This window comes from Mucilaginibacter gossypii (assembly GCF_017569325.2).
GTDB classification, from domain to species: domain Bacteria; phylum Bacteroidota; class Bacteroidia; order Sphingobacteriales; family Sphingobacteriaceae; genus Mucilaginibacter; species Mucilaginibacter gossypii.
Window position 1 is genome coordinate 5,307,264 of sequence record NZ_CP071878.2, and the last position, 22,079, is coordinate 5,329,342.

Annotated in this window: 19 protein-coding genes and 1 tRNA gene; 10 read left to right on the forward strand and 10 right to left on the reverse strand. The window is 42.7% G+C overall.

The features are described from left to right. Positions 1-28 precede the first annotated feature (28 nt). The 3 genes from J3L18_RS22320 to J3L18_RS22330 all read right to left on the reverse strand — a co-directional run bounded on the left by J3L18_RS22320 (position 29) and on the right by J3L18_RS22330 (position 2,409). Complete coding sequence (locus J3L18_RS22320) at positions 29-952, reverse strand: ROK family protein (RefSeq protein WP_129567828.1); 924 nt, start codon at positions 950-952, stop codon at positions 29-31. A gap of 75 nt (positions 953-1,027) precedes the next feature. Beyond that, positions 1,028-1,606, reverse strand: a complete 579-nt coding sequence (gene gldD / locus J3L18_RS22325; protein ID WP_129567903.1) for a gliding motility lipoprotein GldD — start codon at positions 1,604-1,606, stop codon at positions 1,028-1,030. Further along, positions 1,603-2,409, reverse strand: a complete 807-nt coding sequence (locus J3L18_RS22330) for a shikimate dehydrogenase family protein (RefSeq protein WP_091173039.1) — start codon at positions 2,407-2,409, stop codon at positions 1,603-1,605. The genes gldD and J3L18_RS22330 overlap by 4 nt, the downstream gene beginning before the upstream one ends. Before the next feature lie 219 nt (positions 2,410-2,628). Between J3L18_RS22330 and J3L18_RS22335 the strand changes: the two genes are divergently transcribed. Beyond that, a complete protein-coding gene (locus J3L18_RS22335; protein WP_129567829.1) occupies positions 2,629-5,484 on the forward strand; it encodes a hybrid sensor histidine kinase/response regulator transcription factor in 2,856 nt (951 codons plus the stop codon). Between the two features lie 639 nt (positions 5,485-6,123). Here the strand turns inward: J3L18_RS22335 and pyk are convergent. Both pyk and J3L18_RS22345 read right to left on the reverse strand, forming a co-directional pair. Continuing rightward, complete coding sequence (gene pyk / locus J3L18_RS22340) at positions 6,124-7,563, reverse strand: pyruvate kinase (protein WP_129567830.1); 1,440 nt, start codon at positions 7,561-7,563, stop codon at positions 6,124-6,126. A gap of 65 nt (positions 7,564-7,628) precedes the next feature. Next, complete coding sequence (locus J3L18_RS22345; protein ID WP_090534796.1) at positions 7,629-8,048, reverse strand: IPExxxVDY family protein; 420 nt, start codon at positions 8,046-8,048, stop codon at positions 7,629-7,631. Positions 8,049-8,202: 154 nt separating this feature from the next. On the opposite strand from J3L18_RS22345, the gene J3L18_RS22350 reads away from it, so the two are divergent. From J3L18_RS22350 to rnc, 3 genes are read left to right on the forward strand one after another with little or no spacing between them, the layout of a single operon-like run. After that, positions 8,203-8,439 carry an acyl carrier protein gene (locus tag J3L18_RS22350; RefSeq protein WP_031266521.1) on the forward strand — a complete coding sequence of 79 codons (237 nt, stop codon included), beginning with the start codon at positions 8,203-8,205 and terminating at the stop codon, positions 8,437-8,439. Positions 8,440-8,458: 19 nt separating this feature from the next. Then, the gene (gene fabF / locus J3L18_RS22355) at positions 8,459-9,712 is read left to right on the forward strand and encodes a beta-ketoacyl-ACP synthase II (RefSeq protein WP_129567831.1); all 1,254 of its coding nucleotides are present in this window, start codon (positions 8,459-8,461) and stop codon (positions 9,710-9,712) included. Positions 9,713-9,722: 10 nt separating this feature from the next. Next, the gene (gene rnc, locus J3L18_RS22360; RefSeq protein WP_090534754.1) at positions 9,723-10,448 is read left to right on the forward strand and encodes a ribonuclease III; all 726 of its coding nucleotides are present in this window, start codon (positions 9,723-9,725) and stop codon (positions 10,446-10,448) included. Between the two features lie 18 nt (positions 10,449-10,466). On the opposite strand, the gene J3L18_RS22365 is transcribed toward rnc, so the two are convergent. After that, a complete protein-coding gene (locus J3L18_RS22365; protein ID WP_129567832.1) occupies positions 10,467-11,276 on the reverse strand; it encodes a hypothetical protein in 810 nt (269 codons plus the stop codon). A 234-nt stretch (positions 11,277-11,510) separates the two neighbouring features. Here J3L18_RS22365 and J3L18_RS22370 point away from each other — a divergent pair, with 234 nt between their 5' ends. From J3L18_RS22370 to nadD, 3 genes are all read left to right on the forward strand, one after another. Beyond that, positions 11,511-12,386 carry a YicC/YloC family endoribonuclease gene (locus J3L18_RS22370; protein ID WP_223266075.1) on the forward strand — a complete coding sequence of 292 codons (876 nt, stop codon included), beginning with the start codon at positions 11,511-11,513 and terminating at the stop codon, positions 12,384-12,386. Positions 12,387-12,477: 91 nt separating this feature from the next. Beyond that, a complete protein-coding gene (gmk, locus tag J3L18_RS22375) occupies positions 12,478-13,059 on the forward strand; it encodes a guanylate kinase (protein ID WP_090534749.1) in 582 nt (193 codons plus the stop codon). An 88-nt stretch (positions 13,060-13,147) separates the two neighbouring features. After that, entirely contained in the window at positions 13,148-13,720 is a 573-nt protein-coding gene (gene nadD, locus J3L18_RS22380; protein ID WP_091173065.1) for a nicotinate (nicotinamide) nucleotide adenylyltransferase, read from the forward strand. A 71-nt stretch (positions 13,721-13,791) separates the two neighbouring features. Here the strand turns inward: nadD and J3L18_RS22385 are convergent, their stop codons facing one another. From J3L18_RS22385 to J3L18_RS22400, 4 genes are all read right to left on the reverse strand, one after another. Continuing rightward, positions 13,792-14,253, reverse strand: a complete 462-nt coding sequence (locus J3L18_RS22385) for a MaoC family dehydratase (RefSeq protein WP_090534746.1) — start codon at positions 14,251-14,253, stop codon at positions 13,792-13,794. A 63-nt stretch (positions 14,254-14,316) separates the two neighbouring features. Beyond that, entirely contained in the window at positions 14,317-15,933 is a 1,617-nt protein-coding gene (locus J3L18_RS22390) for an ATP-dependent DNA ligase (protein ID WP_129567833.1), read from the reverse strand. Beyond that, positions 15,930-17,027: a ligase-associated DNA damage response exonuclease gene (locus J3L18_RS22395; protein WP_129567834.1), complete on the reverse strand. Its 1,098-nt coding sequence runs from the start codon at positions 17,025-17,027 to the stop codon at positions 15,930-15,932. The genes J3L18_RS22390 and J3L18_RS22395 overlap by 4 nt, the downstream gene beginning before the upstream one ends. Positions 17,028-17,213: 186 nt before the next feature. Further along, positions 17,214-18,116 carry a S66 peptidase family protein gene (locus J3L18_RS22400; RefSeq protein WP_129567835.1) on the reverse strand — a complete coding sequence of 301 codons (903 nt, stop codon included), beginning with the start codon at positions 18,114-18,116 and terminating at the stop codon, positions 17,214-17,216. A gap of 137 nt (positions 18,117-18,253) precedes the next feature. Between J3L18_RS22400 and metG the strand changes: the two genes are divergently transcribed. The 3 genes from metG (at position 18,254) to J3L18_RS22415 (ending at position 22,048) form a co-directional block, all read left to right on the forward strand. Beyond that, entirely contained in the window at positions 18,254-20,323 is a 2,070-nt protein-coding gene (gene metG / locus J3L18_RS22405; protein WP_129567836.1) for a methionine--tRNA ligase, read from the forward strand. Between the two features lie 130 nt (positions 20,324-20,453). Beyond that, positions 20,454-20,525, forward strand: a tRNA-Arg gene (locus J3L18_RS22410). A gap of 269 nt (positions 20,526-20,794) precedes the next feature. Beyond that, entirely contained in the window at positions 20,795-22,048 is a 1,254-nt protein-coding gene (locus J3L18_RS22415; RefSeq protein WP_129567837.1) for a Shedu immune nuclease family protein, read from the forward strand. The last annotated feature ends 31 nt before the right edge of the window (positions 22,049-22,079 follow it).

The window sequence follows — 22,079 nt, forward strand, 5'->3', positions numbered from 1 at the left end:
GAGAAACTAACCTTGAAGGGTAATTAATTTAACCTATATGTTTCCTTAAGTTTTCAATTGCCCCAACGGGTACTGCCAGTTCGCCTAATTTGGCTATTACAACCTCGGGGCCGGGTAAAAACAGTGCCATAGTATTAGCCCGGATAACCTCTTGTACGCGAATCCGCAAAGGCTCACCCAATAAAGATAACCCGCCGCCCAACACTATGATATCAGGGTGAAAAAGATGTACGGCGTGTGATAAGCCGAAGCCCAGGTCGGCAGCGGTATCATTCAATATTTTCAGCGCATCTGCATCTCCCTGTTCCAAAGCAGTTAGTAACATTTTGGCCTCGCCTCCATTTACATCCGCACAAAGTTGGGCCAGTTTACCATCAGGCTTTTGAGCGATTACTGTACGGATCTTTTTGTCAACCGCCCAGCCCGAGCAGCTATCTTCAAGCGTAAGGCCTTCGCGGTTAAGGCGGATGTGCCCTATCTCAGCTTCTCCGGGTTTTGTCCCGTGATAAATTTGGCCGTTAATGACCATTCCGGCACCTACACCACTGCCAAGAGTTACATAAAATACATGTTCATAGTTACGCCCGGCCCCTTTTAATGCCTCGCCAAGGGCAGCTGCATTAGCATCATTCTCCAAAATAACCGGTACATTAACCTGCTGCTGCAACCAGCCCGAAATATTAAATCCGTCCCATCCGCTTAACTGGTGCGACTTAGCAATGCAGCCCGCCTCCCTGTCAACCGGTCCGCCAAAACCGATGCTTATGCCTTTAATGATATACTCTTTTGAAATATTGGTGATGGTTTGGGCAATATGCTCCCTGATCCCTGCGGCACCCAACACTCTGTCTACCACAAAACGAAATGTCCTGTTGATAATAAAACTATCATCGGCCAAAACTACTTGCAGTTTGGTTCCGCCTATTTCAATACCTATATAGCAATTTTGCATGGTTAAAATATCCTGCATCCCGGTTCTAAAAATCTTGCTTCTAATATCTCGCTGTCTTGTCTCCGGTTTTGGCTTCTACTTCCACTTAAAACTTTTAATCATCACCGCCATGTCCTGCTTTATAAAACTAAGCACAGGTTGTATGGAGTCGAGCCGGGGTTCGGTGTTAAAATATAGCGCTCCCCGTATATAATTATGCACACTATCTGTAAGGAAAAACTGCGCCGATGAAGCGGCATTGCCGTCTATGGTATAATAAATGCCATAAACTTTTTTATCGGCATAATGGATGATGCCCTCGTCAATGGATGTGGCTTTTACGGTATGCTTAAAGGCGAAGGTGCGGGCATCCTCCACCAGTTGGTTAAACTCTTTTTTTGAGGTGATGGGCTGATAGCTTAAATGCAGTGTGGCATTAAACCGCGGGAACTGCATGTTTATCCAGCAAGGTTTGGCACCTCGCTTTTTATCCGGTTCTATAAAGGTGTACTTGGGATATGTAAAAGCATACGGGCAACCAGCAGCGTAATCCTGGTATTCTTTTTTTGGGAACGGAATGCGATAGTAGCCGCGGGGCTTGGGCGCGTAATCATGATTGCCGCCGCATGCAGCCAAAAACAATAGCGCCGCTGCCAGTAAACTTACATACTTCATGGATGTTTCTCCTTTGAGTTCCAGATTTCCCATGATTTTTCGGCCTGCAAAACCAGCATTTCATAGCCATTTTTAGTTACCGCGCCGCGCTCGCGGCCGTGTTTTAAAAACAGGGTTTCTTCGGGATTATAGATCAGGTCGTACAAAATATGATTTTCGCCAATAAAATCATAAGGTATAGGCGGGCATTCATCAATATTAGGATGGGTACCCAAAGGAGTTGTATTGATGATAAGTTTGTGCTGTAAGATATGGTGCGGCTGGAGATCTTTAAACAAAATATTATCCGCATGGTGTGTTGGCTTGCGGGTAACAACTTTATATGTGATACCTAAATTTTCCAGTACACATTTTACTGCTTTTGCGGCACCCCCATCGCCCAAAACCAGGGCGTCATCGTTGCCATCGCCAATTAAAGGCTTTAATGATTCCTCAAACCCATAAATATCGGTATTATAACCTTCCAGTCTGAAATCATGGTCTTTAACCCCTATCTCGCCCGAAAATGCGGCTTCAATCGGGCTTTCGGCAGTCACCCTGATACAGTTTACAGCGCCGGCTGTACGGGCGTCATGCTCTATCCAATCTAAAAAAGGCAGCACGTTTATTTTATGAGGAATGGTTACATTAAGACCGCAAATATCCGGATGCTCATCAAGCAGGTCCTGCAGGTCCTTGATATGCTCAATAGGGTAAAGATCATAGCGTGCATCTGTAATCCCTTCGTTTTTGAACTTTTCGGTAAAAAACTTTTTTGAAAATGAATGAGAGAGCGGAAAACCAATTAGCCCGTAGTGTTTCATGGTCAATTTTATAACGATATCAGCTGCTAAAGTAATCAATTATAGCTTAAGCTGGCATAGCTTTAATGGTGTAATATTAACAGCAAAACTGGCAGTTTTAACTATTGATTTAAAACGGGTAAGCTGAAAAAACCTTGGATAAAAATTGTTATAAGGAGATTTATTTCAAATTAAGGTAATTCCGGGCGCCGATAAAATTGTAATTTGGGCTTCAATATCATGACCCCTATTACAATTTACCCTATTCATCTTTTCCGAAGGATCATCCCTTTTTGTGTTATCATTTTATGCAGCTTTGCTGCACTGGCTCAAAGTCAATCCCGGCCCGCTAAAGAACCTGTATTAAAAATGCTCCGCAGCATGAAAAGTCCGGATTCGGCAGCTGTGCTTGCAAAAAAGCTGATCGATTCGGCCAGGAAAAACAACAATAAACCATTTGAAGCGCGGGTATTGCTGGCCCGGGCTTACCAGGCTTATGGCATAGGTAATGAACATGATGCTTTAACGTTTGGCCAGGAAGCTACCAAATTGACAACCACGGCCGATTCACTTACTTATGAAAAAGCACCAATAATGGTAGCCTACATGCTCAGCCGCGAGGCCAAAACGGTTGAAGCCTTAAACGTTGCCTTTAAAATACTGAAAGAGTGCGATAATCAGGGATGGAAAAGTTTGAGTATAGACTGTCGGGCTTGTATTGCCGATATTTATCGATCTATAGGTAACCCTAAACAAGCCCTGCCTTATGCTGAGCAAGCTTCAAAAGATGCATTGAGCATAAAAGATACAGCTTCTTATATTTTTGCGCTGAGTAACCTATCCAACATCCTTTCCGAACGGAGTATATCGTCGCCTGGTAACCTGGTAAAAGCTACCCGGCTAATGGAACAGGTACTTGATAAAAAGTATGCTCATTTTCTTTCAGATTTTAGCATAGCCCGTTACCAGGGTAATCTGGGCCGGCTTTACCTCATGACCAACAAGGATAAAAAGGCTGAGGAGATCCTGATGAAATCACTGGAATTATCCCGCAAAGGCGAGTTCAAAACTCTCGAAAAGCATAACCTTAACGAACTTATGACCATGTATGTTGATCATAAGGAGTTTAAAAAGGCCGCGCGATACGGGGAAATGGCGGTTAGTATCCAACCCGAATCACAAAGTAACATCACCGTCCAAAAAAACATCTATAATCATTTAACCGATGCATATGAAGGTATTGGTGATTATAAAAACGCTTTTAAGTATAGTTATCTGTACCGGCGGCTTAATGACAGCATCAACCAGCTCGATAAAGCAAGGGATGCTTCCGAACTGGATAAAAAATACCAGGCCGATAAACGGTTATTAATAGCCGCCGGTGAGACTAAGCTGGTTGAGGTACAACGGAATTTTTTAATTGTGCTTGCGCTGTTTATAGTAATGTCCTCCATTATCAGTTATCGTTGGTTTATTCTTAAAAAGAAAAGAGAGACGGCCTTACTGGCCGAAGAACATAGTCAGCTGGAAAAAATGGATGCTATGAAAACACGCTTTTTTACAAACGTAAGTCATGAATTACGCACTCCATTAACGCTCATCATGGGGCCGGCGGTTCAGCTCCTGGCTTTTACTAATTATGAAGATGAACAGCGTAACATGCTGCATTCGATATTACGCAATAGCAAAAAGCTACTGAATATGACCAACGAATTGCTTGATCTTGGCAAGTTGGAAGCAGGGAAATTAGCATTACAACCCAAGCCCGTTGCATTATTATCATTTGTGAAGATACTATACCAGGGTTTTGTATCGGCCGCTGAATATAAACAAATCGATTACAGACTGCTCAACTTCATTGATCCGGCGCTTTTTGTTTTGCTCGATCAGGAAAAGTTTGAAAAAATAGCTAATAACCTCATCAGTAATGCCATTAAGTTTACGCCTTATGCAGGTACTATAACCATTACTGCTGATATAAAGCTGGAAATGATTGAGTTTGGAGTAGCCAATACCGGTGTGGGGATTCATCCGGATGATTTGCCCAATATTTTTGACCGTTATTACCAGGGCAGGGGTAATAACGCGCCCTTAGAAAGCGGCACAGGCATAGGCCTTGCTATAGCGCGTGAACTAACAGAACTGATGGGCGGGCATATTACAGTTGATAATAATTGGGGAAAGGGTGTGTTTTTTAAGATAGTTATCCCGTTTAAGGCAACTGAAAAGCCGGCAACTGAAGTGGCCGGAACAGAAGCCGTAATTGTTTCGCATAGTAAAACCGTGGGGAAAGACACTAATGGGGAACTTATTATGCTGGTTGAAGACCATCATGAAATGGCTGCTTATATTGCAGATATTTTACGGCCACAATATCGACTCATCACTGCCGGCAATGGCCGCGCAGCACTGCAAAAACTGCAGGATATGCCGGTAATGCCCAGCCTGATCATATCAGATGTGATGATGCCCGAAATGGATGGCTTTACCCTGCTTGAAACCCTGAAGCAAAGCCCGGCTTACTGCAACATCCCGGTGATAATGCTCACCGCACTGGCCAATACACGGCATAAGCTTAAAGCGCTTCATATTGGTGTTGATGATTATCTCACCAAACCATTTTTAAGCAGTGAATTGCTTGCACGCGCTGTCAATCTTATTAATAACGCAGCCGCCCGCTCCGGGGCTACCATTCCTGATGATGATGAGCTGATTACAGGAACCAACGATCTGCAGATTGAACAACCGGCAGAAAATCCGGGCTTGAAACTTTCGCCTGCCGATTTATCCTGGCTTGCGGAATTAGAAGCCCAGGTACGAAAACATACCGGCAAAACCGATCTTACCCTTGCCGCACTGGGCTATGAACTGGCGATCAGTGAGCGGCAATTGTTTCGCCGCATAAAATCAATTACCGGACTTACGCCTAATAAATACATCCGCGCCATTAAATTACAAATAGCACGCGAAGCTATCGAAAGCGGGAAGTACCGCACCATTGCCGAAGTATCATATGCCGCGGGGTTTGATACACCTGCATACTTTGGCAAATTGTTTAAGGAATATTATGGCCGCGACGTTAACGAGCTACTTTAAACAATCCGGCCGGTTATCATTGTCTTTTTAATTTTCAGAAATCTTTAACTGACAGGAGGCCTTTTTAAGCAAATGGCGGTTTTATAAAGCTAAATGGCAGTTTTATTATATCGCTTTTAGGCAGCTTTGTGAGATACAATCACCCCCTAATATAATGACCGTGACTTTTAATGAGGATAACCTCCGCACCCTTAACAGCCAAACCGATACAATACCAACTATCGGCAAAGCGCCTGATGCAATATGCCCGAGATGCAAAAACAAATTTTGTGACCGGATAAAAAGAGGTGCTATTGTTAAACTGTTGCTTCCCCGGCTTGCAGTAAAACGCTATCGCTGCAGCAGGTGCTCAAACAGGTTTTATAAACGCGGATAAATTTATTTAAGCATCTACCTTTTATTTTTTAGGATAGCAAGAGAAATCAGCCTTTCAACTTAAACCTGAATTATGCCTGATTTTAATTGTGCTTTGCCGGTTTACTTTCGGGTAGCCGGCATTGTTTTTTATGAAGGGACCTCATCTTATATCCTACAAGGCGGAATACACTATTCCATTGATGCCTGCATATACCGCCAACAAAAAAGCCCGCCAGTTATCCCGGCGAGCCTTCTTCATTAAAAGTAAGATTTTAAATAACCTTATTCCACAACGCTTAATTTAAGCGTATTGGTTTTACCCTGTTTAATTATAGGGGTAGAAGCAGTGTTAACAACTACGTCGCCCGTTTTAATCAGGCCTTCGGCTTTAAGAGTGTCATTAACATCAGCAATGGTTTGATCTGTGCTTTCCAGCTGATCATAATAATACGCCCTCACACCCCAAACGAGACTAAGTGCATTCAATAGCTGCTTGTTTGATGTAAAGATATATGTACTGGCTTTAGGCCTGTGGCTTGATATTTCAAATGCAGTATAACCTGAAGTAGTCATGGAAACGATACCTACCGCATTACTTTGCTCAGCAATATGTACGGCAGATTCGCAAAGCGCATTGATCAGGAAATCCGGAGATGACGGATCTTTAGCAGGCGCTTGTTTAGGAGCGTTAAACGGATAGCCTAATTCTTCAACATTGCGTACAATTTTGGCCATAGTTTCAATAACAATAACCGGGAACTCACCAACTGATGTTTCGCCGCTTAACATAACCGCATCGGCACCATCAAGTACAGAGTTAGCAACGTCATTCACTTCGGCACGGGTTGGGCGTGGTGTGGTGATCATTGATTCCAGCATCTGGGTAGCTACGATAACCGGTTTTGAAGCAGCGCGACATTTACGGGCAATCATTTTTTGTAGTAACGGTACTTCTTCAAGCGGCATTTCAACACCAAGGTCACCACGGGCAACCATTACACCATCTGTAGCAGCAATAATGGCATCAATATTTTCAATAGCTTCCGGCTTTTCAACTTTGGCAATTACCTTAGCCGCCGAACCGTTGCGTGCTATAATACGTTTCAAGTCAATGATATCCTCGCCTGTACGAACAAAAGAAAGACCGATCCATTCAACATCCTGTTTAAGGGCAAATTCAAGGTTGATCAAATCTTCTTCGGTTAAGCTTGGGATAGACACTTTGGTGTTAGGCAGGTTAACCCCCTTGCGTGACGTTAAGATACCGCCGTGAACAACCTCACATATAACTGTATCAATTTTGTTGGTTTCAATAACCCTTAACTGCAGTTTGCCGTCATCAAGCAAAATAATTTCGTTTGCCTGTACGTCCTGTGGGAAGGTATCATAAGTAATATAGATCTGCTCATCGTTACCAATACACTCGTGAGTGGTAATTTTAATGTGCGTTCCGTTAACTAAATGAATACCGCCGTCCTTTACCAGTCCGATGCGGATCTTTGGGCCCTGTAAATCGGCCAGGATACCTACGTTGGTTTTGTATTGCTCGTTAATTTCACGGATAAGATCGATCACTACCTTATGATCTTCAGGCTTACCGTGCGAAAAATTAAGACGGCAAACGTTAACACCTGCCTTGATCATCGCTAATAAAACATCCTTTTTAGCTGATGCCGGCCCCATGGTGGCAACAATTTTTGTACGATTATAGTATAGTTCCATATTATTCGGGTTAAAACTGGAGGGTATTTAATGATTGTAAAACCAACATCTTTTTAAATTCGGCGCTAAAATAAAAGATTTTCCCGTGATTTTATTTTTTTTGGGTCAATCTTTACAGCTGCAACTATCTCTGGTATTTTATTAAGCGATGAAATGATCGTATCAAGCTCATTATCATCTATATAGTTGCGGATCATTAAAAAATAGTCGGCACTTTTTATTTCAGGCACCAGGTAGCCATCTGAGCCTTTATTGCCTATAAAGAAGAAGTCTGTTTCGGTGGTCTCCCAACTGTAACGGTATAATGAAAACAAAACAGGTTCGCTCCCGGGGTAAATATCTACTTCCAGGTCATCGGTTTTTACGAAATTAAAATTTAAGTACTTGTTTATAAGAAAACAAACCCGGTAATCTTTAAGTGAGCTTGTTACTGCAATGAGCACAAAATCAAAATCGATCTCAAACTTTAAAAATTTCCTGTTCAAAATCATTACTTTTACGCCGTCAAAATTACTAATACAAACCGTTTCAATAAAATTTTGTTTAGAGATTTATATTGTAAAAGTTTTAGATTTGTTTATTGACAGAATTTATTTTTCTTTGCACTGAATTTTTATTAATCATTAAACTATAAAGACTATGTCTGATATCGCTTCAAGAGTAAAAGCTATTATCGTAGAAAAACTGGGTGTTGACGAAAGTGAAGTTACGCCAGAAGCGAGTTTCACCAACGATCTTGGTGCCGACTCGTTAGACACCGTGGAATTAATCATGGAGTTTGAAAAAGAATTTAACGTGGCTATTCCTGACGATCAGGCTGAAACTATTGGTACTGTTGGCCAGGCAGTTGCTTACCTTGAAAAAAACGTTAAATAAAACTCCTTAACTGGATTAAATGGAGTTTAAAAGAGTTGTAGTAACCGGGCTTGGAGCACTTACTCCTATTGGTAACACTGTTTCAGATTATTGGAACGGACTGATCAATGGAGTAAGTGGCGCTGCCTTGATCAAAAGTTTTGATACCGAAAAATTCAAAACTAAGTTCGCGTGCGAAGTAAAAGACTTTGACGCGGATGGTTTTTTGGGCCGTAAAGACGCCCGCAAATTGGATCCCTTTGTACAATACGCCTTATTTTCAACCGAAGAAGCCGTAAAAGACGCAGGATTAGATTTTTCAAAACTGGATACCAGCCGTATTGGCGTTATCTGGGGCTCGGGTATTGGGGGGTTAAAAACTTTCCTCGACGAGGTGACAGCCTTTGCCAAAGGTGATGGCTCTCCGCGTTTTAACCCGTTCTTCATCCCTAAAATGATTGCTGATATAGCGCCCGGCCATATATCTATTAAATATGGTTTGCGCGGCCCCAACTTCACTACTGTTTCAGCATGTGCTTCATCAAACAATTCCCTGATAGACTCATTTAACTATATCCGTTTGGGTAAAGCTAACATGTTCATCAGCGGTGGTTCTGAAGCCATTATCAACGAAGCCGGCATAGGTGGTTTTAACGCCATGCATGCATTATCAACCCGTAACGATGATCCGGCAACGGCATCACGTCCGTTTGATCTGGACAGGGATGGTTTTGTGGCTGGTGAAGGAGCAGGTACTATTATTTTAGAGGAGTTAGAACATGCTAAAGCCCGCGGCGCTAAAATATACGCCGAAATGGTTGGTGGCGGCATGAGCGCCGATGCCTATCACATGACAGCACCTCATCCCGATGGCTTAGGCGCCGCGTTTGTAATGCGCGCAGCCCTCGAAGATGCTAACCTTAGCCCTGCCGATATTGATTATGTGAACGTTCACGGCACATCAACCCCAATCGGTGATCCGCAGGAAATTAAAGCAATACAGGATGTGTTTGGCGATGATATTTACCGTATCAATATTAGTTCAACCAAATCAATGACTGGCCATTTACTTGGTGCTGCCGGCGCGGTTGAAGCTATTGCATCGATACTGGCATTAAAACATGGTATCATCCCTCCAACCATTAATCACTTTACTGATGATCCGGCTTTTGATCCTAAGATCAATTTCACTTTCAATACCGCTCAAAAACGCGATATTAATATAGTGCAAAGCAATGGATTTGGTTTTGGCGGACACAACGCTTCTGTAATATTTAAAAAGTACGAAGATTAATTGTGGTTTGATGCCTATAAGTCGGTTCTACAAGCTTTATATATCACCCAACAGAAAGTATGTTAAAATTTTAAAGAATTTGCTCGGTTTTGTGCCGGGCAATTTGTCTTTATACCGCATGGCTTTCCGTCATAAATCGGTAGCCCAAAACATCAAGAAGGGGGTAAAAAACAGTAACGAACGCCTGGAGTTTTTGGGCGATGCCGTACTGGGCAGTGTTGTTGCTGAAGTACTTTTTAAATTATACCCTTATGAAGATGAGGGCTTTTTGACCGAATTACGCTCAAAAATAGTAAGCCGTGTAAACCTTAACGCACTCGGAAAAAAACTTGGCTTTGATAAATTGATAGAGTATGACAACCGTATGCTTAACTCGAGCAGGCAGGGATCATTACTGGGCGATGCCTTTGAAGCCTTGATTGGCGCGGTTTATTTGGATAAAGGCTATGACTTTACCAAAAACTTCCTCATCAACCACATCATAAAACCTCATATCGATATTCATACGCTTGAGCAAACGGAAACGAACTTCAAAAGCAAGCTTATTGAATGGTGCCAGCGACATGGCCGCGATATTATTTTTGAACTGGTAACCAACCAGGACGGCGAAAGCACCAAGCTTTTCACTGTACAGGCCAATATAGATGGTGAAGTAATGGGCTCGGGCAAAGAATTCAGTAAAAAGAACGCCGAAAAACTTGCCGCCGAAAAAGCATGCGAAGCCTTGGGCATCTGATTCAAAGTTTTTTAACAATTAAAGCGGTGGCTGCTTTTCTTTTTTAAGCTGCACCGGCCCCTCTCCCAGTTTTACAGTTGAATCGGGCACGATGAATGTTGGACTGTTTAGCTTTTCGAGCTTTTCTTTATCACTGCTGTTTTTGTAATATTCATATGCCCGTATGGTGTGCTTTATCAGGTCATAATCAGTCCAGGCTTTAATATCTTTGTAAGTAGGCGTATAATAATTCATGAATTTACGGGCAAGGCTATCAGTAGCCAGTCCGGTATATTGCTTCACAAATGGGATGTTGTAATGTTTGTGAATTTCGGCCTGCTCCAATTCACTTTGGGCGTTTTGAGCAAAGCGACGTGCGCGATTGGGAGTTGTTCCTAAAAGCTCGTAAAGGCCGGTTACTGGATTACTTAAAAAAGATAACGCGGGCGGCTTGCCATTATAATAAGTTCCCTGTTTCTTATAATCGTTTAACACCTGGTTTATCTCCTGCCTCTTGGTTTGGCCAACAACTTTTACCTCGTCAAGTTTTATAATGGGCTGCATGTAAACGGGCATGTCGCTATTGTTCAGTACCACTACTTTTTGAGGGGTATAGTCATCGCGGGAAAAAAGCAGGGTATCGCCAACACGGGTCTTTATGCTAAACCAGCCAACATCATCACTAAGTATCAATGTTTTGGTATTCAGATCTTTAACAAAAACCTGTCCTACACGCTCATTAGTTACCTTTTTTGAGATAACCCCTTTTACCGTAAACTCCTGGGCCGAAACATGAACGGTTATAAGGCATAGAACGCCTGTTACAAGCAGGTATAAATAGTTGCGCATCAGTGATAATTGAACGTAAATATAGGAAGTGTATTTTATTTGAAATGTGAAAAAGTGTTAAAGGGCTTCGCCCTGGTGGTTAGAGGTTAGAGATTGGAGGTTAGTTTTGCCATGTAAAAGCAAAAAAACATAACATTAATCATAAATGATTACCGTAAACCGTCGTTTCTCCGGGTGAAAAACACTAATCTCTAACCACCAACCACTAATCTCTAAATTTGCTATCTTTGCCGCATGATAAAATCCATGACAGGGTATGGAATTGCCAGTTTTGATTCGGGCAGTACAAAATATACCGTAGAGGTTAAATCCCTGAACAGCAAATTTTTAGAATTATCACTTCGTTTGCCGAAGATTTTTGCCGAAAAAGAGTTTCAACTGCGTAATGACTGCAGCAAACTTATTGAACGCGGTAAAGTTAACTTATCTATTAACACCGAGCAGGTAAGTCAATCAGTAAAAGCGGCAGGCATTGATAAAGATCTGCTTAAACATTACTACAATCAGCTTAAAGCGGTAAGTGAAGAGCTCAGCGAGCCAACCGGCAACCTGCTTCAGCTGGCATTGGGCTTACCGGAGGTTGTGAAATACGAAGAAGATACCATATCCGAAGATGAGTGGAAAGCCGTTGAGAAAACTTTCCAACAGGCGATGGCCGCTTTCCAGGACTTCAGGGCTCAGGAAGGTAATGTTATTGAACAGGAAATCAAAGGTCGTATCAATACCATATTAAAAAACCTGGAGCTTGTTGAACTGGAAGATCCAAAACGTGTTCCTTTGATTAGGGAGCGTCTTAATACATTCTTAGCCGAAGCCGCAAGCCGCGAAGCTATAGATCAAAACCGGTTTGAACAGGAACTGATCTATTATATTGATAAGCTTGATATTACCGAAGAAAAGGTAAGGCTGAAAGCGCATTGCGAATACTTTATCGAAACATTAAAAAACGCTGATGCAAACGGCAAAAAGCTGGGCTTCATTTCGCAGGAGATTGGCCGCGAGATCAATACATTAGGATCAAAAGCCAATGATGCCAACATCCAGAAACTGGTAGTAGGCATGAAAGAAGAGCTTGAAAAAATTAAAGAACAACTGTTAAACGTATTATAGTTCATCAGTTCACTGGTTCATTAGTTCATTGGTATTTTAAAGCTATGAACTATGGCACCAATGAACAACTGAACTAATGAACTAATGAACGATGACCAAAGAAGGTAAACTCATCATATTTTCGGCTCCCTCAGGTGCTGGTAAAACCACCATAGTACATCATTTGCTGGGAAAAATTCCTGATCTTGAATTTTCCATTTCGGCCACCACGCGTGAGCGCCGCGGCGATGAGGTGCATGAAAAAGATTACTACTTTATAAGCAAAGAAGAGTTTTTGCACCGCATTGCCAAAAAACAGTTTGTTGAATTTGAAGAGGTTTATACCGGTACATTTTATGGCACGCTCCGTACCGAAATTGAGCGCATTTGGGCAAAAGGCAAAACGGTAATATTTGATATTGACGTTGAGGGTGGCTTGCACCTTAAACGCAAATATGGTCCCCAGGCTTTGGCCATATTTGTACAACCGCCATCGCTTGAGGTTTTAATTGAAAGGTTGACCGGCCGTGGCACCGATAGCGAAGAAAAACTGAAAGAACGCTTTGCAAAAGCAGAAAAAGAGCTTAAATACGCTCCGCAATTTGATATTATACTCAAAAATTACGATCTTGAAACGGCTTGCGCAGAAGCGGAGGAATTGGTGAGTAACTTTATTAGCCCCCCGGCCCCCTAAAGGGGGAGTGCAAAAAACTCATTTTGTACACCGGGAGCATTTAATCTACAAAACTTTTAATTTCCCCTTTAGGGGTTAGGGGCACAACATGAAGATAGGCTTACTGTTTGGTTCATTTAATCCTATACATATAGGGCATTTGATTATTGCCAATTATATGGCAAACCATACCACGCTTGATAAGGTGTGGCTGGTTGTATCGCCCCAGAATCCGTTAAAAAAGTATGGCGATCTGATCAACACTTATGACAGATTGGAGATGGCCCGCCTGGCTACTGATAATGCAACCAATATTAGTGTGAGCGATGTTGAACTAAAGTTGCCCCAGCCATCGTATACCATTGATACCCTTGCTCATTTAAAGGAAAAATACCCCGAGCATGAGTTTGCCCTCATCATGGGTTCGGATAACCTTGGTTCCCTGCATAAGTGGAAAAACTATAAGCTTATCCTACGCGATTACCGCATTTACGTGTACCCGCGCCCCGGCTATGAAAACGCCGAACTGGCCGATCACCCTTCGGTTACCATCACCATGACGCCGCTTATGGAGCTTTCGGCAACGTTTATCCGCAAATCAATAGCCGAAAAAAAGAACGTGCAGTTTTTTGTACCAGATCCGGTACTGAAATTTATTGAGAGCAAAAGCTTGTACAGGTAACTCTGTAAATCTAAATCGCCCATCATTGCTTCGTACCTTACAGCAATGACAGGCGATTATTAAGTGTGGGTTTACCCAATAAAATGATATAAAAACACAACTTCGCCTGTAAAAGCCGGTTTGCGTTGGTCTTTTATTTCAAGTTCGATGGCCATGGTGGATTTCGTTGTGCCACGAAGGTTAAGCAAGCTGGTTAGCTTTACTTTTAACCGTACCTCATTATCAACCAGCACCGGTTGTGCAAAACGAAGGTTTTCGATACCGTAATTAATTTCCATTTTCAGGTTTTCGATCTTTACGATCTCTTTCCATAGGTGAGGGATAAGCGAAAGTGTAAGGTAGCCATGTGCAATGGTTGACTTAAACGGACTTTCAGTTTTTGCCCTTTCCGGGTCGGTATGGATCCATTGGTGATCGAGGGTTGCATCGGCAAATTTGTTGATCTGCTCCTGCGTAATGGTGTGCCATGATGATACGCCAAGGTCGTTGCCAACCTGCTGTTCAAACTCCTGAAAACTGCTGATTACAATCATATTGGTTTATTGATAGTTAGGTTTTTTTAATATTGAAGCCGCAAAGGTATTAAATTATAGTGTTTATTCGCCCAGTAATGCCTTTAAGCTTTCCAGTGTATCAGCCTCTTCTTTGGGTTTATCATGCCGCCACCTCAGGATCCGCGGAAAACGCAATGCTATGCCCGATTTATGACGGGTGGATTTATTGATGCCCTCAAAACCTATCTCAAACACCAACTCGGGCTTTACGGTACGTACGGGACCAAATTTTTCGATGGTATTGCGTTTTACAAAATAGTCGACCTTATTGATCTCCGCATCGGTAAGCCCCGAATAAGCCTTGGCAAAAGGCACCAGCTTGTCGCCATCCCAAACGGCAAAAGTATAATCTGTATACAGGTCGGCCCGGCGGCCATGACCTTTTTGGGCATAGATCATCACAGCATCCACCGATAGCGGATCGATCTTCCATTTCCACCAATCGCCCCTGCGGCGTCCTACCTGGTAGGCCGCGCTTTTGCGTTTCAGCATGATCCCCTCGGCTATCATAGCACGCGACTGTTCCCTGATACTTCCAAGCTGCTCCCAGCTTTCAAACTGAATCAACGATGAAATACGGAACACTTCGGAATATCGTGTCTCTGTTTGTAACTGTTCCAAAATTTCCCGTCTTTCAGTTTGGGATTTATAGCGGATATCTTCGCCTTTATGTTCCAGACAATCATAAGCAATAACGGCTACCGGGCTTTCTTCCAGAATTTTTTTGCTGAGGTTTTTTCTGCCGATACGCGTTTGCAGCACGTTAAACGGCATAGGCAAGCCATTTTGGAAACTGAGGATCTCGCCGTCAATCACCGTACCATCGGGCAGGGCATTTAAAAAGAGATGCAGCTCAGGAAACTTTTCAGTAGCCAGATCTTCGCCACGGCTCCAGATAAAAATCTCGCCGCCGCGCTTTATCATTTGCGCACGGATCCCATCCCACTTCCACTCAGCCTGCCAATCGGATGCATCACCGAGGGCGATCCCTACTTCAGCAGGAGTTTTTTGTTTTTCGGACGTTTCCTGGATAGGATAGGCCAGGAAGAAAGGATAAGGCCGGGAGATATTAGCTTCGGCATCCTGCTCCGCCATCAATTGCGAAAACTGATAAGTTTCGGGCAGCCAGCTCCCCATAATGCGATGGGTAAGTACTGCGGGTTCGAGTCCGGAAATATCCGCCAGCGCCTTGATTACCAGATTTTGCGATACCCCAACCCTGAAACTGCCGGTAAGCAGTTTATTAAACACAAAGCGTTCCTGGCTATCCAGTATGGCCCATGAATCCATCAGCCATTCTTTTTTTTGCTCTTCAGTTTTATCGTTAAGGGCATTGATCTCGGCTATCCATTCGGTAAGCGTTTTGCTGCTGCTTGCGTCACTTTGTGGCATAAGTAATGCCATAGTTTCCGCCAAATCTCCAACTACATGATAGCTTTCCTCAAAAAGCCAGGCAGGAATGTGTGATGCCTCGATGGCCCAGTTTCGTACCAGCGTTGAATTGATCTGCCGCTTTGGCCGGCGACCTGTAAACAAAGCAAGCATGTGCATTTTATCGGTATCGGGCACTGTATTAAAATAGTCTTTTAATACTTTAACCTTTTCGTTGGTTTTATTGGTTTCGTCAAGCGAAAGAAAGAGTTGGGCGAAGGCTTTCATGAATCGGCCCCTCCAACCTCACCTAAATCCTCTCCAAAGGAGAGGACTTCCTTTTCTGGTTCTCCGGCGCTTGGAGCCTCCCCTTCGGGGAGGTTGGAGGGGTCTTCTTCGCCTCCATACAATGTATGCACCTCCCGGGCATTAAAACCAATCTCACTTAAATATCTCGAAAACGTGGCTGTGTATCCATGGGTAAGGTAAACGCACTCGCAATTCGTAGCGTCAATAGCGCTAATGAGACCATCCCAATCGGCATGGTCAGAAAGCACAAAACCCCTGTCGGCAGCGCGACGGCGTTTAGCCCCGCGAATAGCCATCCAACCCGAACAATAACCAAAACTATACGGCTGAAACTTACGCATCCAGGGCGTACCTACTGATGAGGGCGGCGCTATGATGATGCCTTTCCTAACTTCTTCTTTTGAGCTTTCCTGCGTTATCCTTTCAGTTGGATTTAGTAATACACCATTGCGGCGCAGGGCTTCATTGGTATTTTCGATAACACCATGAGTATAAACCTTGCCATTAAACAGATCGAGGTTTTGCAATATTCGTTGTGCTTTTCCTAAAGAATAACCCACCAATACCGTGGCCAGTCCGTTATCAAGGTTATTACGCCACCAGCTATTAATCTCGTTAAAGGTTTGTACCTGCGGTTTCCATTGGTAAACCGGCATCCCAAAAGTACACTCTGAAATAAAGTGATGGCATTTAACCGGCTCAAACGGAGTAGAGATCCCATCATCTTCTACCTTGTAATCGCCGGATACTACCCAAACCTCGCCTTTGTATTCAACCCGGATCTGCGCTGAGCCGATCACGTGGCCTGCCGGGAAGAGAGACACAGTAACACCATTCTTGTGTACTATTTCACCATACTCAACCGTTTGCAGGTTGATTTCGCCTAAACGGTACAATAAAACCTCGCGCGAAAGATGATGGGCAAGGTAATGTTTATGCCCCCAATAAGCATGATCGGCATGGGCGTGGGTTATTACAGCATTATCAACCGGCTTCCATGGATCGATATAAAATTTGCCCTGCGCGCAGTAAATCCCTCTATCTGTAAATTCAAGCAGCGGTTTTTTAGCCATGTTATATAAACTACTGATAAGCAAATTGGTTTGCCCCCGGGGCCCTAAAGGGGGAGCATCCCAAAAACAAAAAAAATGTCATTTCGATAGAGCAAGGGCAGACTTGAGCGGCGGGGCGAAAGAGAAATCTTATACATCCACCCTCTGTTCGTCGAAATGACATCTTTTTTGAAATCACGTTATGGGCTATTTAAACCACAACCGCGCCTGCTTCTCATCTACCTGTAATCCTACCTCTCGCCCCAACACCAAACTATTGTTATCCGGGATATGCCCGGCCGGGAAATCGAAACATACCGGGTAGTCGTATCCTTTAACTATATCCATCACTATTTGCGAAACAGTTTGACCGAAAGGGATATCATTATCTTTAATATCAGTAAAGCCACCTACTACCAGGCCGGCAAGATTTTTTAGTTTACCCGCCCTGTCCAACATGCGCAGCATTCTATCTACCGAATAAAGATATTCCCCAACGTCTTCAATAAACAGAATTTTCCCCGCATAATCTAAATCGGATACCGAACCTGCAGAAGCCACCAACAGCGACAAGTTGCCGCCTACAATAATACCTGTAGCTTCGCCTGGCTTGTTGAAATCGTGAGTTATAAACTCATAGCTTAAGTCTTCGCCAAATAGTGCCCGCCTTAAGGTATCTATTGAATGTTTAGATGCATCGGGGATATTAACTGGCATTTGTCCGTGTATGGTTTGCGCACCATAGTTAGCGAACAGGTGAGTATGCAAAAGGGTTATATCACTAAAGCCAATAAGCCATTTTGGATTTTTTGCAAAGTGGCTAAAATCCACCTTGTCAATCATCCTGACTGTTCCGTAGCCTCCGCGTGCGGCAATGACGGCTTTGATACTGTCGTCATCAATAAAACGCTGCATATCGGCTGCTCTAAAATCGTCATCACCGGCAAATTGGTGAAATGAGGCTTCTACAGTATCTCCCAAAACAACTTCCAGTCCCCAGCTCTGCAGAAGCGCGATAGCATCTGTCATGGGATTGGGTAGCTTTTTTGCAGGGCAAGTGATGGCTATTTTGTCGCCTTTTTTGAGGTATGGGGGTTGAGTTTGAACCATGATTTTAAAGATTGAACGATTACCTTGATAATAAGAGAAAAAAATCAGGAAATCCTTAAATCATAAGCATCATGGTTCAGGCATTTTTCCCACTTAAATCAATTATCTTTGCACACTATTTACCAAGGCGATATTTAATGTCACAACTCAACAAATATAAACGATTCACCATTACATCGGCCCTGCCTTATGCCAACGGCCCCTTACATATTGGCCACCTGGCGGGCGCTTACTTGCCGGCAGACATTTTTGTGCGGTATTTGAGGCTGAAAAAGAAGGATGTAGTGTATATATGCGGCTCGGATGAGCATGGCGCTGCTATTACCATCAAAGCCAAAAAAGAGGATACTACCCCGCAGGCCATTATCGATAAATATCACAAACAGATAAAAGACAGTTTTGAAGAGTTTGGGATAGCATTTGATATTTATCACCGTACCTCTTCGCCTATTCATCATGAGCTAAGCCAGGAGTTTTTCCTGAACTTGTATGAAAAGGACGAGTTTGTTGAAAAATTTTCCGATCAGTATTTTGACGAAGACTATCAGCAGTTTCTGGCCGACCGTTATATCGTCGGTACCTGCCCTAATTGCGGTAACGAAAATGCCTACGGTGATCAATGCGAGCGCTGCGGTACCTCCCTTAGCCCTACCGACCTCATCAACCCGATCTCGACCCTGAGTGGCAAAACGCCCGTGCTTAAATCAACCAAGCACTGGTACCTGCCCTTGGATAAATACCAGCCATGGCTGGAGCAATGGATTGACGCGAAAGAAGGCAGCTGGAAAGTGAATGTTTTTGGCCAGTGCAAATCATGGCTAAAATCGGGCCTGCAGCCACGTTCCATGACCCGCGACCTTGACTGGGGTATCGACGTTCCATTAGCCGAAGCCAAAGGCAAAAAGCTTTACGTTTGGATGGATGCGCCTATCGGTTATATTTCGGCCACTAAGCAATGGGCTATTGATAATAAAAAAGACTGGAAACTATACTGGAAAAAACAAGCCGACGAGCAGGATGATGCTTGCTTATTGCATTTTATCGGTAAGGATAATATTGTTTTCCACTGCATTATTTTCCCATCTATACTGCATGCGCACGGCGAATATATTTTGCCGCAAAACGTACCGGCCAACGAGTTTTTGAATTTAGAGGGTGATAAACTTTCCACTTCACGTAACCACGCGGTTTGGCTGCATGAGTACCTGGAAGAGTTTCCGGGCAAACAGGATGAATTACGCTATGTACTAACCTCCATCCTACCCGAAACCAGCGACAGCGAGTTTACCTGGAAAGATTACCAGGCCCGGGTAAATAACGAGCTGGTAGCCATATTAGGTAACTTCGTGAACCGGGTAATGATATTGATGCACAAGTTTTACGGTGGTAAAATTGAAGCTGATACCGACAAAATAGCATTTACCGACGACAGCCTGAGCACCGGCATCGGCGAATATTATGATGAGATAGAGAAAAACCTTGAGGCCTACCGCTACCGCCAGGCCTTGCAGGCTGTAATGGATATGGCCCGCTTAGGTAATCGTTACCTGACCGAAAAAGAACCATGGAAAACCATTAAAACAGATCCTGCCGCTGCCAAAGAAGCACTGCACAACTGTTTGGTGCTGATTGGTCACCTGGCTACCGTGGCGCAGGCCTTTTTACCCGCTACAGCTAAAAAGATCATCACCATGCTTAACCTGCCTAATGAGCCGATAGCTTATGACCAGGAAATGTATTTCAATAACGGTCACCAGTTAAACCCGGCTGCCTTGTTGTTTGAAAAGGTAGAGGATGATGTAATAGAAGCCCAGCTTAAAAAACTTGCAGATAAAAAGGTCGTAGCTCCGCCAAAATCAGCCGATGTACTACCTGCAAAGGAAAACGTTAATTACGAAACCTTTGCAACCATGGATATCCGCACCGGTACCATTTTAGCAGCCGAAAAGGTTGCCAAAACCAAAAAGCTGCTGAAGCTGACTATTGACACAGGCATCGACGAACGCACCGTAGTATCAGGCATTGCCGAATATTATGAGCCGGAGAACATCATCGGTCAAAAAGTAAGCATCCTGGTAAATCTGGAGCCAAGAGAGATCAAAGGCATCGTATCGCAAGGCATGATCCTGATGGCCGAAAACAGCGAAGGCAAGCTGAGCTTTGTTGCCCCTACTGAAGATTTCCACAATGGCGCAGTAATCCGTTAAATGTGCAGATTTAAGATGCGCAAATGAGCAGTTTTTAAATTTTGAATTTTAGGGTGTGATTTTTCATTGAAAAATTGCACCTTTGCAAACTAAATAAAAGATCGGTCTTTTTTGAGGCTGATTTTTAAACGGTCCCGTAGTTCAACGGATAGAATAGGAGTTTCCTAAACTCTAGATATGAGTTCGATTCTCGTCGGGACCACTATAAAGCCAGTAATTGAGCATAATTACTGGCTTTTTTGCTTCAAGGGGGAAACAATAGGGGAAATTTATTTGAAGCGACTTGACTGCAAATGATCTCTATTAGGCGTTTGCTAACTTATAATTCAATTATAATAATTTGGATCAGCGGCTGTATTCTTTCTCATTCATCATCAACTCATAAATTTATTATTCATAAGTATCCATTCAATAGATATTAGATTTGTGGTTATATTTATCGGTTAAAAATTCTGATTATTAACCGCGAATATGGCAGAGAAAGTTGAAAAATATACTCCAAAGCAAGAGAACAAGACAGTTGAAACGCCGGATTTAGAAAGGTATTTTTATTGTGATGAAAGCGGATTACCAATCTTTTTAACAAAAGAAATTCATAAAGCTGAAAAGAAGATAATTTTCTATCCATTTAGAATAAATACTGCTGATGGTTCTGTCGTCGCTAAGAGAATTCAAAGGTTAGAATTTATTGGGTGGGATAACGTACAAGATATACCCAACGATTTTAAGTTAAATGGAAAATATGGCCTGAGAACACCGAGGTCTAAGAGTTTCTTTAACGCCTTATATAGCAAATATAAAGACGTAAGATATTTCACCATCGGAATCAATATTGAAAATAGTTTTAAATCAAATCATATAATTTTGAATTGGGCTGATTTGAGATTGATGTTCAACGAAATATATACTCAGCGAAGCTTTTATGAAAGAGAAAGATCATATCTGATAAACAAGGGTCTTTCTAAGATAAACGACGCTTTATTCCTGCCTCCAAGGCATCTGCGCGGAGGAGATATAAACAAATTTCTGCATAAATTTGACTCATTCGAAAGGATAGCCCCCGAAGATTTAGACTCCCTTTACGCTGTGTTGGAGGTCGTACCGCCAAGTATAATTAAGACAACATCCAATTTTATAAATGCCAAGGAACAGATCAATAAGGTTTATATTGAAGACATAATAGAAAAATTTGAAAAGCTCATGTCCTCAACGAAGGACAATGAAAAGCAGTGGCAAGAGTTTTTTGAGAAAAACACATGGATATTGTCACACCTTTTTCCATATGAGGTTATATTACGAGAGCGGGAAGCATATATTGGCGGTAAAACTATTGGTAACGACAATGGGAGAATAATTGACTTCTTGTTTGAAAATGGATTTAAAGATAATTACGCGCTGTTAGAAATAAAAACTCATAAAAAGGAACTCCTTAAAAAACAAGTTTATAGAAAACCTTCTGTTTTCGCTATGTCAGATGATTTTTCTGGAGGTGTTGGGCAGTGTTTGGATCAGAAAGATATATATTTAAAAGAGTTCGGGAAGTCACACGCTTCATTTGACCCCAAATGCATTCTTATTATAGGAATGAAAAGTATCTTAAGTGCCGAACAAAAACATTGTTTTGAGTTATTAAGATCGAGTCAAAAAAATATAGAAATAGTAACCTTTGATGAGATTTTAATGAAATTAAAAGGGTTGATGAAGGTCTTGAGTTATAGTGTATAAAGCTAATATATATACCGCTTCAAAGGTTAAT

Coding starts and splice junctions, on each gene's coding strand:
- J3L18_RS22320 (WP_129567828.1), bottom strand. CDS start 952: ATGCAAAATTGCTATATAGGTATTGAAATAGGCGGAACCAAACTGCAA.
- gldD (WP_129567903.1), bottom strand. CDS start 1,606: ATGAAGTATGTAAGTTTACTGGCAGCGGCGCTATTGTTTTTGGCTGCA.
- J3L18_RS22330 (WP_091173039.1), bottom strand. CDS start 2,409: ATGAAACACTACGGGCTAATTGGTTTTCCGCTCTCTCATTCATTTTCA.
- J3L18_RS22335 (WP_129567829.1), top strand. CDS start 2,629: ATGACCCCTATTACAATTTACCCTATTCATCTTTTCCGAAGGATCATC.
- pyk (WP_129567830.1), bottom strand. CDS start 7,563: ATGGAACTATACTATAATCGTACAAAAATTGTTGCCACCATGGGGCCG.
- J3L18_RS22350 (WP_031266521.1), top strand. CDS start 8,203: ATGTCTGATATCGCTTCAAGAGTAAAAGCTATTATCGTAGAAAAACTG.
- fabF (WP_129567831.1), top strand. CDS start 8,459: ATGGAGTTTAAAAGAGTTGTAGTAACCGGGCTTGGAGCACTTACTCCT.
- rnc (WP_090534754.1), top strand. CDS start 9,723: ATGCCTATAAGTCGGTTCTACAAGCTTTATATATCACCCAACAGAAAG.
- J3L18_RS22365 (WP_129567832.1), bottom strand. CDS start 11,276: ATGCGCAACTATTTATACCTGCTTGTAACAGGCGTTCTATGCCTTATA.
- J3L18_RS22370 (WP_223266075.1), top strand. CDS start 11,511: ATGATAAAATCCATGACAGGGTATGGAATTGCCAGTTTTGATTCGGGC.
- gmk (WP_090534749.1), top strand. CDS start 12,478: ATGACCAAAGAAGGTAAACTCATCATATTTTCGGCTCCCTCAGGTGCT.
- nadD (WP_091173065.1), top strand. CDS start 13,148: ATGAAGATAGGCTTACTGTTTGGTTCATTTAATCCTATACATATAGGG.
- J3L18_RS22385 (WP_090534746.1), bottom strand. CDS start 14,253: ATGATTGTAATCAGCAGTTTTCAGGAGTTTGAACAGCAGGTTGGCAAC.
- J3L18_RS22390 (WP_129567833.1), bottom strand. CDS start 15,933: ATGAAAGCCTTCGCCCAACTCTTTCTTTCGCTTGACGAAACCAATAAA.
- J3L18_RS22395 (WP_129567834.1), bottom strand. CDS start 17,027: ATGGCTAAAAAACCGCTGCTTGAATTTACAGATAGAGGGATTTACTGC.
- J3L18_RS22400 (WP_129567835.1), bottom strand. CDS start 18,116: ATGGTTCAAACTCAACCCCCATACCTCAAAAAAGGCGACAAAATAGCC.
- metG (WP_129567836.1), top strand. CDS start 18,254: ATGTCACAACTCAACAAATATAAACGATTCACCATTACATCGGCCCTG.
- J3L18_RS22415 (WP_129567837.1), top strand. CDS start 20,795: ATGGCAGAGAAAGTTGAAAAATATACTCCAAAGCAAGAGAACAAGACA.